Origin of the sequence: Weizmannia sp. WK01 (assembly GCF_025905465.1) — a bacterium.
Lineage (GTDB): Bacteria > Bacillota > Bacilli > Bacillales > Bacillaceae_C > Weizmannia > Weizmannia faecalis.
Map to the genome: position 1 here is coordinate 581,640 of NZ_CP109616.1, position 15,105 is coordinate 596,744.

Annotated in this window: 12 protein-coding genes; 5 read left to right on the forward strand and 7 right to left on the reverse strand. The window is 42.0% G+C overall.

From position 1 onward, the window contains the following. Positions 1-311 precede the first annotated feature (311 nt). Complete coding sequence (locus OF158_RS02735) at positions 312-1,673, reverse strand: IS4 family transposase (RefSeq protein ID WP_043052472.1); 1,362 nt, start codon at positions 1,671-1,673, stop codon at positions 312-314. Positions 1,674-1,905: 232 nt separating this feature from the next. Here OF158_RS02735 and OF158_RS02740 point away from each other — a divergent pair, with 232 nt between their 5' ends. Together OF158_RS02740 and OF158_RS02745 are read left to right on the forward strand one after the other, a co-directional pair. Continuing rightward, the gene (locus OF158_RS02740; RefSeq protein ID WP_225620948.1) at positions 1,906-2,067 is read left to right on the forward strand and encodes a hypothetical protein; all 162 of its coding nucleotides are present in this window, start codon (positions 1,906-1,908) and stop codon (positions 2,065-2,067) included. Between the two features lie 48 nt (positions 2,068-2,115). Continuing rightward, the gene (locus OF158_RS02745; protein WP_155375941.1) at positions 2,116-2,280 is read left to right on the forward strand and encodes a hypothetical protein; all 165 of its coding nucleotides are present in this window, start codon (positions 2,116-2,118) and stop codon (positions 2,278-2,280) included. An 815-nt stretch (positions 2,281-3,095) separates the two neighbouring features. Here OF158_RS02745 and OF158_RS02750 read toward each other — a convergent pair. From OF158_RS02750 to OF158_RS02775, 6 genes are all read right to left on the reverse strand, one after another. Beyond that, on the reverse strand, positions 3,096-4,781 hold the full coding sequence (locus OF158_RS02750) for an IS1634 family transposase (protein ID WP_014096930.1): 1,686 nt from the start codon (positions 4,779-4,781) through the stop codon (positions 3,096-3,098). A gap of 451 nt (positions 4,782-5,232) precedes the next feature. Then, complete coding sequence (locus OF158_RS02755; protein ID WP_128890994.1) at positions 5,233-8,604, reverse strand: SH3 domain-containing protein; 3,372 nt, start codon at positions 8,602-8,604, stop codon at positions 5,233-5,235. A 362-nt stretch (positions 8,605-8,966) separates the two neighbouring features. Next, positions 8,967-9,095: a hypothetical protein gene (locus tag OF158_RS02760; RefSeq protein WP_017552072.1), complete on the reverse strand. Its 129-nt coding sequence runs from the start codon at positions 9,093-9,095 to the stop codon at positions 8,967-8,969. A gap of 762 nt (positions 9,096-9,857) precedes the next feature. Next, positions 9,858-10,001, reverse strand: a complete 144-nt coding sequence (locus OF158_RS02765) for a YjcZ family sporulation protein (protein WP_014096210.1) — start codon at positions 9,999-10,001, stop codon at positions 9,858-9,860. A 154-nt stretch (positions 10,002-10,155) separates the two neighbouring features. Then, on the reverse strand, positions 10,156-10,413 hold the full coding sequence (locus tag OF158_RS02770; RefSeq protein WP_014096209.1) for a hypothetical protein: 258 nt from the start codon (positions 10,411-10,413) through the stop codon (positions 10,156-10,158). A gap of 197 nt (positions 10,414-10,610) precedes the next feature. After that, positions 10,611-11,393 carry a DUF2268 domain-containing putative Zn-dependent protease gene (locus tag OF158_RS02775; protein ID WP_035182542.1) on the reverse strand — a complete coding sequence of 261 codons (783 nt, stop codon included), beginning with the start codon at positions 11,391-11,393 and terminating at the stop codon, positions 10,611-10,613. A gap of 126 nt (positions 11,394-11,519) precedes the next feature. On the opposite strand from OF158_RS02775, the gene OF158_RS02780 reads away from it, so the two are divergent. The 3 genes from OF158_RS02780 to OF158_RS02790 all read left to right on the forward strand — a co-directional run bounded on the left by OF158_RS02780 (position 11,520) and on the right by OF158_RS02790 (position 15,090). Next, the gene (locus tag OF158_RS02780) at positions 11,520-12,233 is read left to right on the forward strand and encodes a class I SAM-dependent methyltransferase (protein ID WP_035182541.1); all 714 of its coding nucleotides are present in this window, start codon (positions 11,520-11,522) and stop codon (positions 12,231-12,233) included. A 323-nt stretch (positions 12,234-12,556) separates the two neighbouring features. After that, positions 12,557-13,972, forward strand: coding sequence for an ISLre2-like element ISBco6 family transposase (locus OF158_RS02785; RefSeq protein ID WP_014095994.1), 1,416 nt, complete (start codon positions 12,557-12,559; stop codon positions 13,970-13,972). Between the two features lie 401 nt (positions 13,973-14,373). Then, positions 14,374-15,090, forward strand: coding sequence for an Rpn family recombination-promoting nuclease/putative transposase (locus tag OF158_RS02790; protein ID WP_035182533.1), 717 nt, complete (start codon positions 14,374-14,376; stop codon positions 15,088-15,090). Positions 15,091-15,105: the final 15 nt, after the last annotated feature.

The window sequence follows — 15,105 nt, forward strand, 5'->3', positions numbered from 1 at the left end:
CGGTATAGAAAATAGAAAGCGTTTTCCATACCGCTTTTTTTATTTCCGATTTTGTTTCCCCAGAGGTCAGGGTGAAAATGCTTTGTTGGAGGTGGGAAAAAGAGGGACCCAGGCCCGGCATCTAATAAATGTGCGCAATGAGAAAACAACAGCCGACAATGAATGATAAATGAATCGCGATAGGAGCAGATCACATGCCCCAATTAAATCTGAGAAGAAAATGAGGTGAATAAGAGCCAGGTCGTATTTTTTATCCTTTGGGAAATGGAAAATGTTTCATTAATCTCTTTTTAGAATCCATTTCTAATAACTCAACTTTCGCAGACTGAAACAGGTAGGTATACCTTGATATAATTCGGCAGACCCGCAATCCATTGTTGTAGTTGACTTTTGATCAGTTGTTGAATTTTCTTATTACTTTTATCCAGAGTATCTTCAAGAATCTCGACTAACTGCTGCAATGCAACAGCCCAATCAAGGTCATCTATTTCATCACATAATTCATAAAACATGCCACCTAATGTTCTGTCATCTACACTGCAACGGTTTTGCCATGACAAGACAATATACCTTGCAAACACAATGGTCGTGTGGCTGATAAGCGCGTCATATGAACGACTCTGGAATTCCTTTTGTAGTTTTAATAGGGACTTTGTTGTTTTGAAGAAAACCTCAATATCCCAACGCATCCCGTAAATACGGATGATTTCCTGGTCACTCAGTGTACAGTCTGTACTCAAAATCGCCAACCAGTCGCTTTTCTTGTTGCGGTTGCGAACAAAGACAACTTTAATTGGCACGCCATTGGCCTGCGTTGTATGGATGGAACGCAAGATTCCTTTCTTTCCACTAGTCGGTTTAGCTAGACGATACAATTCATCTAGGCTAACACGCTTACCATCGACAAAATAGCGTTGTTTTAATTTTTTGACCATACCAATTACGTCAAGACCTTGTTCTGTAATCTCCTTGATGAGAGGTTGTTGGGTGAACCACGAATCCATTAGAACATAGGAAGCATCGATACCAGAATTCATCGCCCGGGCAATCATGCCAGGAATCTGTTCTGGTGCCGTTTGTAATGCTTCTTTTCGGCGCTTATAACCGGAGCTGCGTTTATCGATATTTTCGGATATGCCGTTGATCTGGCTCTTTTTCGAACTCAATAATGAGAAGTCAACGGGTAGGAATGTTGCGCCATCAGACCATCCTAATGTCAACATGCGGAATCCTTTGTAAAAACGCATTTTTTGAGATGCATGATCAAAGCAGCGAGCCAGAAGCTCAACGTGTTTGCTTCGGTTCCGGTCATAAGATGAATCATCTAAAATCAATACTTTCGGACGGTCATGACGTGTCAATTTCGAAACTTTTCCAATCACTGAGGCAACCAGTGAAAGGAGGAAACGACGCCAGTTGAACGTTGATTGGTTGAGAAACCGATAAACGGTATCTTTGGCTGGAATGTCTGTAGCTTTCTTACTTTCCAACATCCTGAACCAGTTTTTGTTTTCAAAGATCATACAAAAAATCAATTGAAAAATGTAGGCACAAGAAAAACCAAAGGACTTCGTAATACCGGCGATTCGCAAGTGTTTCAACATATTCAACTCTTTAAATGTTGATTTTATTTCATTTGGTAGTTGATTATTCAGGCTGTTTTTCGCTATCATAGTAGGAGACACCTCTTCTATTTGGTAGTGATTTTCGATAAATCAACTATACCAAAAGTAGAGGTGTTTTTTCATATATTAATTTTACTGTCAAGTGCTGTATCTGAGACGTAATAGACATTAGCCAGCACTGAATTTATTATGATTTTCTAGGTGCGAAAGTTGAGTAATAAGTTAACATTGGAAATGGATTAAACTTTTCATTACTTCCATAAGGAGGGAGGAATGCTGATTGGATGAAGATAGGAAAGAACTCTTAAAGCAATTAGACAATTTAAAAAAACAATTAAAAGAAGCAGAAGAAATCATAGATATTCTTCAGCGAGAGAACGATGACTTAGGGGAGAAATCATGGCTCGAGATGAGCGTAATGATTTGGTTGTTGAAGAAATAGGATCAAAAATTGATAAACTTTTAGATTTTTTAATAGGGGGGAACAAAAATGAAAAATGAACGGTTACATTTTATTTTGAAGGACCGTCACAGTCCGGCTGACGGCAATGTGAATCCGACTTTTGCTGCGCATGAGGCACAAGGCGTCAATTTTTCTTTTTATAATGAAATAATTGGCGATTGGCCGGAAAAGCAGGAAATACATTGTGCATAGCCGGAGTGTTTGCTGCTGAAAAAAGGTGCTTACCGCTGGGCTGTGGACAAAAGAACGCGCTGCTTTCTTGGAGGTAAACGTTCCGCCTGGAAAGGTGCACGGCCAGGTCTTAAAATCGGGCTGCTTATTTGTTTATATGCTTACGTGAACTACATATTTTCACTGATTTCCCCTTGTTCTACACTTGTAAGTGAAAAATTCATCTGAACCTGGCTGCAGCTGATAAAAGCTTCTGTCCAAAAAGGAGGGCACTGAAAAAAAGTGATGTTTTATTTTTATTTAGGGCTTGCTGAATAAGCAAATTCCTAGATTTGGCAGGGATGCTGACAGCTTTGGCATAAATTTAATGCAAGGGTTTTATAAAAAATGTGGGAAAAAGCTTGCATTTGAAACGTACCCTATGTGAAGAAAGGCCGTCAATTTTTCGAGCTTCCTTCACATAGACGGGCTCTATGTGAAGGAAGAGCTTCGTTTTATCGAGCTTCCTTAACGCAAACGCTCTCTATGTGAAGGAAGAGCCTCGTTTTTCCGTGCTTTCTTAACGTAGGCAGCCTCTATGTAAAGAAACAACGTCTTTTTTCCATGCTTCCTTAACATAGAGCTTGCTGAATAACCAAAATTCCTAGCTTTGGCAAAAATTTGGATACAAGGGTGTTATAACCCACATTTCGCACGTCTTAAATAAAATTCATTTTAATTTTTGAATGAACTATATTTAAACATTTTGGTGGGATGATATCTTCTTATTTTTGAGGAATTTTCGATAAAGTTCTATTGAATTCGACATTCTTTTCATGAATTCCTCCTGTTGTGTGTTATTCGCCTTTGTTTTCGACATTTTTTGACACGTATATTGATAGATCATACCCGCATAATTCAATGATTTTTTTGGCTTGTGAATCAATATTATCGGGTAAGAGCCTTAATTTTTGTCGATTTTGATTTATAAGGATCACGGTGATATCTTCTAATTGCTCTAACAATGCTTGACCTGTGGGTTGATAGAGTTTCCTTTTTCCTTTCAAGATTAGAGATAGGTTCTTTTCTTTCAGTTCTTTTCTAACTCGATATTCTAAAATTCCATAGATTAATAAAGCCATCACATACACAATCCCTAAGGCCTCAACCCTTTCCGGGGTTTTCAAGTAAATGGCATCAATCATTTGTGAATCTTTGATTAATCGGAAACGGGTCTCAACGGCCGACTGTCCTTTATAAACCCTCAAAACTTCTTGATTGGATAGTGTCTCCTCGTCTAATTTATTTGTGATTAAAACAAAAGTGCTGAGCATTCTTTTCTTATTTTCGATAAAATCATGATCTTTTTCAAACGATTCCAGTTGTATCTGATAGATTTGTTCTCGTTTTGTCTGTTCGTCCTTTTTAGGTCTTCCTCTCTTTTTTCGTTTGATAGGTTGATCACTCATCTGGACGTTTAGTTTATAACAGAAATATGAAGCCTTTTGTTTTTTCTTAAAAGATTGAATTGCTTCTAGTGCGTCCTCTTTACAATGAAAGATAACTTTACTTAGTTTTTCTATCTCTTTTTTTAATTTTATTTCTTCCTTTTCGATCGCCCGATTTAGGGTTTTCTCTTTTCGTTGATCTAAATTGTTTGAGTGGACAACAAGAAACCGGTAAGGAAGGTTTTGAATTTGTCTTTCAAAAGCTTGAATTTGGTAAATAGCTGCGTCTTTTTTATTGCTAAGTGAGCCTACCCTTTCCCAGTTATTGAGCAACCATGCCTCTTTCTTTAGTTCTGTGCTTAAACCGAATGTATCAGGTAAACGGGAAATAAACGATAAATTTTGTTGTTGAATTTCCGCTAGATTTTCCGTTGTGATTAATGCAGAATCGGCTTGATAAATGAGATTTTTCCAATCTTCATGGGAAAGGATTTTTCTCATCTTTTGAATGAATTCCACATTCCAAGATTTATCCGAAGTATTCCCATTTTCTACTTTTGCAAGAATAGGAATTCGTTCAGGTGTGACCCCCATCCCCAGAACGATTTGTTTTAAGTCAGGCCTATGGGCCTTACTATACCCGTACGTAATTTGCAGTCCATCTTCCTTCGGTTGTTTATATTCACCGTAAACAGAAATTGATGTTGTATCGTTATGGAGTACACCAATAGGAAGATTCAATTTTTTTAATGCTTTTAATGCAAGGGTGGAATATACTTTCCATGCTTCGGCTTTATACAAGTAATCTAATGCTCTTCCTAATGCATCATCATTTAATTGATCGGGTGAAATCGATGTATCGAAAAGCATCTCAGAATCTAGGTTTTGATAGAATTCATGAACCTTATAAAGGGGCTTGCCACTGCATAAAATGTTTAAGACAAGGGCTTTAATCCTTGTTCCGGGTGAGATATGACAACGGACAGAATCCCATTTGACTAAATTATTAATGGTCTTTTCGAGTTCTATTTCATCACACAGTTTAGATAAAAGTTGAGACGGCCCCACATGTAAGGTTAAAATTTGATCTGACATAAAAATTTCCTCATCTTCCTCTAGTTAGATAATCATTCAATTCTACAAAGAAGGAGAAAATTCCTTTAAAAAAATCACAAAATAGAAAAATTTACGTGCGGAATATGCGTTATAAAAATCCAGAGAAAAGCTTGCACTTGAAAGCTGATTCAATGTATAGATATGGAGAAGACAGAATCGTATTTTTAAAGATGGATTCTTCTAGAACTTACTGACAAATTGGGTACAAACTCAGAATCGGATTCGTTCAGCAAGCCCTATTTATACAAGATGCAAAAAAAACGGTGAGACACTATGAATGCTGGTGTCTCGCCGTTTTTATGTTTTCTTTTGAACTTTTTCAGCGGCTTCCCAAAAAGGGAGAAGCTTTTACCATTTGTCATGCTCTTTACAAGGTCCTGAATAGCCTTCGTTCGTAAAACCTTATGAACGGCTTAGTGGCTGCAGGCAGTTACTGATAACTTGGAACTTCCAATGTAATATTGTAATTGTCTAATAGGTTGTATAAGTTATAGATTTCATCCACTTGTTTGTAAGCCCAGCCAATGTCTGTTGCATATTGATGGGAGGCATAGCCATATGTTGCAGCGACATCTGGATTCCATCTCATTTTATACAAGGTATCTTGACCGGCGCCAAGGTAATTGCTGCTGATAAATTTAGCTCCGCCAATGATGGCCGCTTCCGGGGTCGTCCAACCATGTTGATAGGCATACCTGGCTCCATTTTGGACAGCATTGCCATCATTCGCACCTGTCCCATACATATTATAAACAGTCTTGCCATTATACTTGACGCCATTTGCAAGCTGGGATGTGCCATTTCCTGTTTCAAGTAAGGCATGGGCAATCAAGTAAATTTCATTGATTCCATTTTGTTTTGCAGCGGTTAAAAATGCAGATGCTTTCCCGGCTAAAATGCCTTTACCCGCAAGAATTTTTTGGTTCACTTCTGTTGCATTCAAATTGGCAGTCGAAGTTAATTTCAAAAATTGAAGTGAGCGGACTGGATCCGAAACAAAGTTATTCGGATTTAAATAGTATTTCACTTCATTTTTCGTGGCATTTTTCCATGCTTTGTTGTAACTGATTTGGTACCATGTATAGCCGTCATTCCCCTTTACAGTGGATAAGATGGTGACCTTTGTGCCTTCTTTAAGCGTTTCGCCGACTTCATGATTCTTTGTACCGGCACCATCTCTGATATGCCAGTTTCCGTTTTGGACAACACCTGTTGTATGGCTTGTCAGCTTAATGGCATCACTTCTGATATATCGTTCATTTGTATCTGTTTGAGGCGAAACTTTCATTTGAATATTTGCAAGTTCATCCAGTGAAAGATCATATTTTTTTACAATCGATGTCACCTTGCCATTGGATTGTTTTGCAGCGGATGTTAAATAATTTGTGCTGACATAACCAATTTTTCCACCGATTTCTACCTTTGCCCAGCCATCCTCTTCGGAGTAGACCTTTACAGCTGTTCCTTTATCAAGGACTTCAATCACACTTGCTGACTTAGAAGGCCCTTTACGTAAATTTAAATCTGCTGTCGTGTATTTGGTTACCGTAGAATCTGGTGTTGGTTCGGAACTGTTATTGCTGTCATCTGCTGTGCTTGCATCAGGGTCTGCATTTGACAGATAGGATGCGAGCACATAACCGGTTATACCTCTCGCTTTCACTTTTACCCACGGGCCGGAAGCTGTATAAACCGTCACTTTTTCGCCTCTTTGCAGACTTGCTAATATTTTGCCACTTCTGGAGGCTTTGGAACGCAAAACCAGATGGGAACCTTTGTCCACATTGACATATTTCGTCGTTGTTTGGACTGGGGTTGAAGTGCCTGCATTGCTATCGGGATTTGAGTTCGTCAAAAAAGATGCATGGACATACCCCGTTTTGTTACCGGCTTTTACTTTTGCCCAAGCCCCGGAGATTGAGTAAACCGTCACTTTCTCGCCTCTCGGCAAGCTTGCTAAAATGCTGGACGAAGTGGAGGTTTTCGAGCGCAATATTAAATGGGAACCTTTGTCCACGTTGACATACTTCGTCGTTGTTTTGGCTGGAGTTGAAGTGCCTGCATTGCTATCCGGATTTGAGTTCGCCAAAAAAGATGCATGGACATACCCCGTTTTGTTACCGGCTTTTACTTTTGCCCAAGCCCCGGAGATTGAGTAAACCGTCACTTTCTCGCCTCTCGGCAAGCTTGCTAAAATGCTGGACGAAGTGGAGGTTTTCGAGCGCAATATTAAATGGGAACCTTTGTCCACGTTGACATACTTCGTCGTTGTTTTGGCCGGAGTTGAAGTGCCTGCATTGCTATCCGGATTTGAGTTCGCCAAAAAAGATGCATGGACATACCCCGTTTTGCTGCCGGCTTTTACTTTTGCCCAAGCCCCGGAGATTGAGTAAACCGTCACTTTTTCGCCTCTCGGCAAGCTTGCTAAAATGCTGGACGAAGTGGAGGTTTTCGAGCGCAATATTAAATGGGAACCTTTGTCCACGTTGACATACTTCGTCGTTGTTTTGGCTGGAGTTGAAGTGCCTGCATTGCTATCCGGATTTGAGTTCGCCAAAAAAGATGCATGGACATACCCCGTTTTGTTACCGGCTTTTACTTTTGCCCAAGCCCCGGAGATTGAGTAAACCGTCACTTTCTCGCCTCTCGGCAAGCTTGCTAAAATGCTGGACGAAGTGGAGGTTTTCGAGCGCAATATTAAATGGGAACCTTTGTCCACGTTGACATACTTCGTCGTTGTTTTGGCCGGAGTTGAAGTGCCTGCATTGCTATCCGGATTTGAGTTCGCCAAAAAAGATGCATGGACATACCCCGTTTTGCTGCCGGCTTTTACTTTTGCCCAAGCCCCGGAGATTGAGTAAACCGTCACTTTCTCGCCTCTCGGCAAGCTTGCTAAAATGCTGGACGAAGTGGAGGTTTTCGAGCGCAATATTAAATGGGAACCTTTGTCCACGTTGACATACTTCGTCGTTGTTTTGGCTGGAGTTGAAGTGCCTGCATTGCTATCCGGATTTGAGTTCGCCAAAAAAGATGCATGGACATACCCCGTTTTGTTACCGGCTTTTACTTTTGCCCAAGCCCCGGAGATTGAGTAAACCGTCACTTTCTCGCCTCTCGGCAAGCTTGCTAAAATGCTGGACGAAGTGGAGGTTTTCGAGCGCAATATTAAATGGGAACCTTTGTCCACGTTGACATACTTCGTCGTTGTTTTGGCCGGAGTTGAAGTGCCTGCATTGCTATCCGGATTTGAGTTCGCCAAAAAAGATGCATGGACATACCCCGTTTTGCTGCCGGCTTTTACTTTTGCCCAAGCCCCGGAGATTGAGTAAACCGTCACTTTTTCGCCTCTCGGCAAGCTTGCTAAAATGCTGGACGAAGTGGAGGTTTTCGAGCGCAATATTAAATGGGAACCTTTGTCCACGTTGACATACTTCGTCGTTGTTTTGGCTGTGCTCGTTGTTGTTGCGGTACTGCCGGGTTTTGTGCTGGTTAAATATTCCGCACTAACATACCCCGTTTTTGTCCCGGCTTTTACTTCTGCCCAACCATCAGACACATTGTATACCAATACAGCTGTTCCTTTTTTTAAGCTGTCTAATTTGGCGGCACTTTTTGAAGGCTTTGCTCTTAATGTCAAGCTTGAATTCGAATCAACATTGACATATTTTGTCTCTGTTTTTGCTGCGGCTTGTACACTTGAACTATGTAGGATTTTTGTCAGTGAAACGCCCTGTACCGTTTTATCAAAAGCAGGAGTGGACAATACTGCAAAACAAAGTGGTATGACTAAGCCTTTTTTCATTTCAATCTCCTTTCCAATTGGATCTTTCGCCAAACTTAAAATTTCATTCTATGAGTCTTTGTTCTATCAAAATACCCTAAACCTTATCACATTCGTCTAGTAAATTTATCGTCTTTTTTTGGTATTTTTTAAGGGGAACATGCCGTTTTTATTGAAAATATAAACCGAAAGTCCCGAATCGTGTAAAAAATCTCTTTTGACAAATGCCGAAGAGCGTTCAATTGGAAGAAACCCAAAAAACCAGAACAGGTCAGCGATCACTGGCCAGCCAATTCACTAAAAGACGGTGAACACTATGAATGGTAGCGTTCACCGTTTTGCACCTTGCAGCAACCCTTTTTTGACAGTCTTCACGATAGAGCTTACTTCGATTTTGGTTGCGTTAAATCATAAAGGGTAACGCCATCAATTGGAACCTCTGCCCATGGCGCCATTTGGGGATTGTTTTCTATATTTTTGCCATCTTGCAAGGTTTTGCCCATTTGTTTCATATTGCCAAAGGAGCCTCTTCCATTATAAAGTAGTGGATCTTCCCTTGCCGGACATATTTTTTAAACGCGGAAAGGGTCGGGGCCGGGTCACTTCCTGTAAAACCGCCGATGTCCATCACGGGTTGATCTGTTGCAAGCTGATAAGTCGCCGGAGATGCGCACTTACCGTTGCAGCGACCCAAGTGTATGTTGAAGCACCTTTTTGTAACAACTTCACAATCTTTTTACTTGTGGATTCAGACCTTCCAGGAAATCCATCCTGTGCCTTTGGGGTTTATTACAGAAACTTAGTCTAGAGGGCTTCTTTTAAATTTTTCTTAATTTCGCTTGAAAGTTTCGGTAGGGGGGGGACAGACCGAATTTTGCCGCAAGATTTATAGATTGGTGCGGAGGCGAAAAAGCGATCCTTAACTCCTGATCATGCTAAGCATGGCGTTATCGCAATTTGATTTGGATGTCCAGCGGATGCCGGCTTCGTGATTAGATAGCTGAATCGTTGATGAATCGGTATTAATGGAAACAGGGACAGCGGGGATTGCAAAAACGGCCGGCTTGTCCACCCAATCATTTAATGGGCATTTTAATGATAAGAAAACCCTAAAAACAAAACCGGGAGCACAATGCGTACCCCCGGTTTTGTTCCGGCTCTCATGATAAAGCTGTATAAGGCAGCATTCCCTTTTTCCGTGCAACTTTCGAGCATGTGAGGGGGGCATGGAAAACGGACTTTAAATGCCGGAGACCCTTACTTCATTGCATGGCTTACCAAAAACACCCGCCGTAGCCCCCATATCCGCCATAACCGCCGCCGTAACCGCCGACATATGAGGCACCGATGATGATCAACAGGATAAACAATACGACGACTAAAGCGAAACCGCCACTGTAAACGCCGCCATCAGACATCTTTTTAACCTCCTTTCGAAATAGCCATAACATACTATGTGAAATTCTCCATAAGGGAAGGGCGCTTTCTGTAAATCCGTACATGGCTGAACCCGATTATCACCGGCCGGGCTGCGCCAGTCCTATCTACTTCTAAAAATGCTGCAAAAACTTCTTACCAGAAGAAGAAAGGAATTAAAGCCAAAGCAGCGATTGAACCGATGGCAATGCCCCAGCCAAATCCCCATCCCCAACCCCAGCCTCCGTAGCCAAATCCGCCAAGATTGCGGGGGCCTCCAAGCGGCCGAAGGAACACTCTGTTTCCGCTCACATGATGAATAATGCCTCTATGGATCCGTCCATCAACCGTCCGGATTTGGACCGCTCTGCCCCTGTATCGATGGCATAGTGCATGGAAGTGACGATATGACATAAAAATATCCTCCAATCCTTTAGGAATGGTACAGTATATGATTTTTGCCGGCGGATACGGTGGACAAAACGATCAGGCTTTTTGTGGAAATTATCGTGCGGGATTTTGAAACCCGGGTGCAGGGATGAAAATGACATGGAATCGATTTGTACTTTGGAGATAACCACATGTTCAGGGATGCGGTTATCGAATAAATCTTACATGGAATCGATTTGCGCCAAAACCTTTGCATCGGTTTTGAGCAAGTCTTTTACGGAGAGGCTGGTTTTTTCAAGATATTGCTTGACGAGGTAGTATCCGACGCAATAACCGGACATTTTCGGATAGACACGTGAACCGTACAAAATGTTCTGATGTTGCTGTGTTGTTTTTTTAAGGTTTCTATGCGGGTACACGTATTGTCTCCATATCTTTTCCATTTCGTCATTGGAATAAGAAAAGGCCCAGGATGAAACGTATTTACGCCCAAATTTTTCCCTGACTGCATTTTCTGCCAGCCCTTCTAAAATAATCGTATCCAATAAAACATAATCGGCCTCCTCTTTCGGGTATTTTGTAAGCCGGCAAACATGGTTATATTCGTGGACAAATAATGACCTGATTTCTGTTTCGCTGTTCCGGGCCGAAACAAATAAAAATAATTGATCTTTAAAGGCTAACCCTGACTTTCCGTTAAATTCTGTTTGAATCAGTAAATTGGCGGAGTCAGACGGAAAAATATAGATTGGGACATCCGGCCCGTCCCATTCTTTTTTGCAGCAGAGAAATTCATTTTTTACGATTTCCCAAACATGCCGATTTTGCAATTGCCGGACAACCCCGGCTCCGTTATTTTCCGGCTGGTACATGCCATGATAGACCAGATAGTCATAAATTTCCGAAGCACTTGCGCCTTTAAAATGCGCTTTAAACTTTTCGCAAATCGCTATAGGCCGGTGATATAATTGGCGCAGCCACTTGTCCGTTTCGACAACCCCCATATGCCTTCCTCCATTGCTTTTTCTTAACCAAAGTATGTTTTTAAACGATAACGGTTACCGATTTCTGCAATGGTACATACGGTATATAAACGAGCCAGCTGTTTGGATGGCAAGGGAGGGGTTAGAGTGGATCGGGAATATACTTACCTGAATTGTTTGGCAGAACTGGGAGTCGGCGGAGCGCATCCAGGCGGTTTCAAGCTGACACAGGAGATATTATCGGCTGAACATATAGGGAAAAAAACAACAGTGCTTGATGCGGGCTGCGGCACCGGACAGACTGCTGCATACATCGCGCAGCAGTACGGATGCCAAGTGACAGGGCTGGATCATCATCAATTGATGGTGGAAAAAGCCAGGAAAAGAATTCGGTCATTAGGTTTGCCGATACAAATTGTGCACGGGAACACAGAGGCTCTCCCGTTTGCAGACAGTCAATTTGATTTGGTGTTGTCAGAGTCGGTGATCGTTTTTACCGATATGCCCAAAACGGTTCAGGAATTTCGGCGGGTGCTGAAGCCCGGCGGATGTTTAATTGCGATTGAAATGGTTTTGGAGCAACCTGTTTCGCCCCAAAAACTGGCACACATCAAAGATTTTTATGGAGTATCCCGAATTTTAACCGAGGAACAGTGGGTGCAGCTTTTTCAGGAAGCAGGGTTTCCATCCATCCATTCTGAAAAATATGATTTGCAATTTGGAGTTCAAAATGTTCCTGATTTTTCATTGTCGGAGGACGTGGATGTTAAGTATTTTGAGATGCTTGAGCATCATATGATCATGTTTGAATCAACCAAAGAGATCCTCGGCTTCCGAGTTTTCAGATGCAAAACGGTTTAGGGTGCCGATCTGGAATGGCAAGTTCAGCGATACAAAATAAGGAAGCTGGAATATTTGCAGGTTTGTCTTTTTAGGAGCCGGAGGAGAGCGCATGCGACCGGCTCCTTCATTTTTTGGTCCGTACACTTTGTATGGGCAATTTCAAATTCATAGATGGCCCGTTTGAGGAGAAATATTTTATGGGGGATGGGGGCGGACCGGATGGCATTGGAAGTATGTGTAAAATTTTACTCGAAGGGGCAAATGAGTGGAAAAAAATGGGAAGACGCTCTATCATCTAATTGTACACTTCAAGATGAACATCTAGAGAGAGAGGTCTTCCCATGGATATTATATCAATAATTGCTGGATTATTAAAGGATACAAAGAGTCTTATCGAATTTGAAGAACAGCTTAAACTTCTGATGCAGAAGGCTTTTACACAATGGGTTGGGGAAATATTTGAAGAGTTAGATAAAACAATTAAACAGGAGAAGTTAGAGGAGGGCTGGGTGTACTGCCGGAGTGATAACAGAAACATTCAGTTTCTATTTGGAAGTGTGACCTTTAAACGCTCATTAATGCATGACAAGAGAGGAAATTCCCATTATCCTCTGGATGAATGGTTAGGGCTGGTACCACACCAACGATACAGCCCGTTAGTGGAATTAAAGGTGGCAGAGTTGGCAAGTGAGAACACCTATCGGGAAGTAGCTGATATTTTAAAAGAGTGGACAGCAGTGAGTCTTAGTCACACAACTGTAGGGAACATGGTAAAACACGTAGGGAAAACTCAGGCGGAAGCCGATAAGGCACTTGTAGAAGAGCTAGAAATAGCTGTTTCCCTGCCTGAGGGGAAGAAGGTAGACTACCTGTTTTCTGAAGCAGATGGTGTATTCGTTCGGGGACTAAAAAAGAAACAGAGTATGGAAGTCCACCACGCCATTCTCTATGAGGGATGGGAAACCAATGGTAAAAGGGTCTCCCTGCGTCAGCCCACAGTCATCATGACGACGGAAGACATTCAGACATTTTGGGATGAAGTCCAAGCCACAGCTGCCAACACCTACTCCCTCGAAAAAACGCATGTCATTACAAACAGTGATGGAGGTGCGGGATACACAGCTGAACGGTTTCAAACAGCTTTCTCACAGTCGGAATTTCCGGTGCTCAACCAGCTGGATACCTACCACGTTGCACAAGCCATCATAAGGACATTTGGGGGCGGAAAGAGCGAGATCAAGGAGCAAATTAGAAAAGCGATTAGAACGCATGACCTGGACCAATTCACGTTATATTTGGATACGCACGAAAGCACCTTGACGGATAAAAAGGCTCTCAAGAAAATCAAGGAATTCCGTTCGTATATCTTGAAAAACTGGGACCGCATTTTTGACTGGAGAGACAGGGTGAAAAACGTGCCGGAAGGTGCGAGAGGCCTAGGAGCGATGGAATCGAATCAAAGGCATATCTCCTTCAGGATGAAAAAAAGGGGCATGCATTGGAGTGAACTTGGCGCAGAAGCCATGGTGAAAATCAAACAAGGCATACTCAATGGGACATTGAGAGAAGCCTATCTGAAACACCGTTCAAGAAGCGAGAGAAAGCAACGGAACTTGAAACAATTCATCAGGATGTCTCAACTACTCAAGCAGCCTGTACGCCCGTCAGTGGGCGTAAAGCACGGATCAGTTGCCCTGCATTCAAGCAGTTCATCGGCAATGGGACATTTAAGCAAAATATTAGAGCTTTCGTTTTAAGCCTGGCTCAGTGGGGACTGATCGTTGAGGCGCGCGAAATTTACGAGACTCCTGCGGGAAAAGCGAGCCAGGAAAGACCCCGCAGCGAGGTACGAGCGAGGAGGCTCGCCGGCCGCCCGCGGAAAGCGAGTGAATTTCGCGCGCCTCAACATCCCCGTTATCCATCTTTATACGGAAATATTACATCTTTTCCGAAAATTACACCGAGCAAGTAAAGCACGGTAGCCGAAAGTGTACAAAAAGAGTGTCTTGGAATACCCGATATTTAAACCTTGTCGAGAAAAACTTGACACATACCATTGGAAAAAATAGTTGACATCAGAAAAGATTTCAAATAATATCAAATTAATAGATTTACTCTATGAAACCCTCGCAAAACAACCCCGAAAGGAAGGATCCTCATGACAAAAGAATACCTTGACCTCAAAATGGACTTTATGTTCAAACAGCTTTTCGGCCACCCGAGCCGGAAAAACATCACCCTTGCCTTTTTGAATGACTTGCTGAACCGAAAAGGGCAGGACAGAATTGTCGATGTCCAGTATGAGAACACCGCACTCATTAAATCTGACTCGGACGGCAAAACAGGTCTGCTTGATATCCTCGTTTACACATCCAACCATGAGAGAATAAATGTTGAAATCCAGGTGGAAAATCAGCACAATATGCGGGAACGAGTGCTTTATTATTGGACAAAACTTTTCTCTTCCACGTTAGAGGCCGGACAAAATTATACAGAACTTGTTCCTACAATCATGATTTCTATCTTAAATTACCTGCTTTTCCCGCACCAAACCAAACGATTCCATAACCGCTTTCATGTTTATGAGGATTTGGAGTTTTTTATGTGGAGCCCGCATCTGGAATTTCACACATTTGATTTGACAAAGTTCAAGTCAAAGTGGAAAAAATATAGACGAGGGATGAAAGCGAAACCACCGGCAGCCTATCCATGGCTGATGATGCTTTCTGCTGCAGATTACCGGAAAAAGACGATAGACACCGACATTTTGCAGGAATTGGAGGAGTTAGCGATGAATGAGCAGGAAGTACTTGATGCGATCAAAGAGTGGGAAAGCTTAAGTGCGAATCGGGAAAACAAAGTGATGTTAGTATAGTTTTATGGACGTCCC

Coding starts and splice junctions, on each gene's coding strand:
- OF158_RS02750 (WP_014096930.1), bottom strand. CDS start 4,781: ATGTCAGATCAAATTTTAACCTTACATGTGGGGCCGTCTCAACTTTTA.
- OF158_RS02765 (WP_014096210.1), bottom strand. CDS start 10,001: ATGTCTGATGGCGGCGTTTACAGTGGCGGTTTCGCTTTAGTCGTCGTA.
- OF158_RS02770 (WP_014096209.1), bottom strand. CDS start 10,413: ATGTCATATCGTCACTTCCATGCACTATGCCATCGATACAGGGGCAGA.
- OF158_RS02790 (WP_035182533.1), top strand. CDS start 14,374: ATGACAAAAGAATACCTTGACCTCAAAATGGACTTTATGTTCAAACAG.
- OF158_RS02755 (WP_128890994.1), bottom strand. CDS start 8,604: ATGAAAAAAGGCTTAGTCATACCACTTTGTTTTGCAGTATTGTCCACT.
- OF158_RS02745 (WP_155375941.1), top strand. CDS start 2,116: ATGAAAAATGAACGGTTACATTTTATTTTGAAGGACCGTCACAGTCCG.
- OF158_RS02760 (WP_017552072.1), bottom strand. CDS start 9,095: ATGAAACAAATGGGCAAAACCTTGCAAGATGGCAAAAATATAGAAAAC.
- OF158_RS02735 (WP_043052472.1), bottom strand. CDS start 1,673: ATGATAGCGAAAAACAGCCTGAATAATCAACTACCAAATGAAATAAAA.
- OF158_RS02785 (WP_014095994.1), top strand. CDS start 12,557: ATGGATATTATATCAATAATTGCTGGATTATTAAAGGATACAAAGAGT.
- OF158_RS02775 (WP_035182542.1), bottom strand. CDS start 11,393: ATGGGGGTTGTCGAAACGGACAAGTGGCTGCGCCAATTATATCACCGG.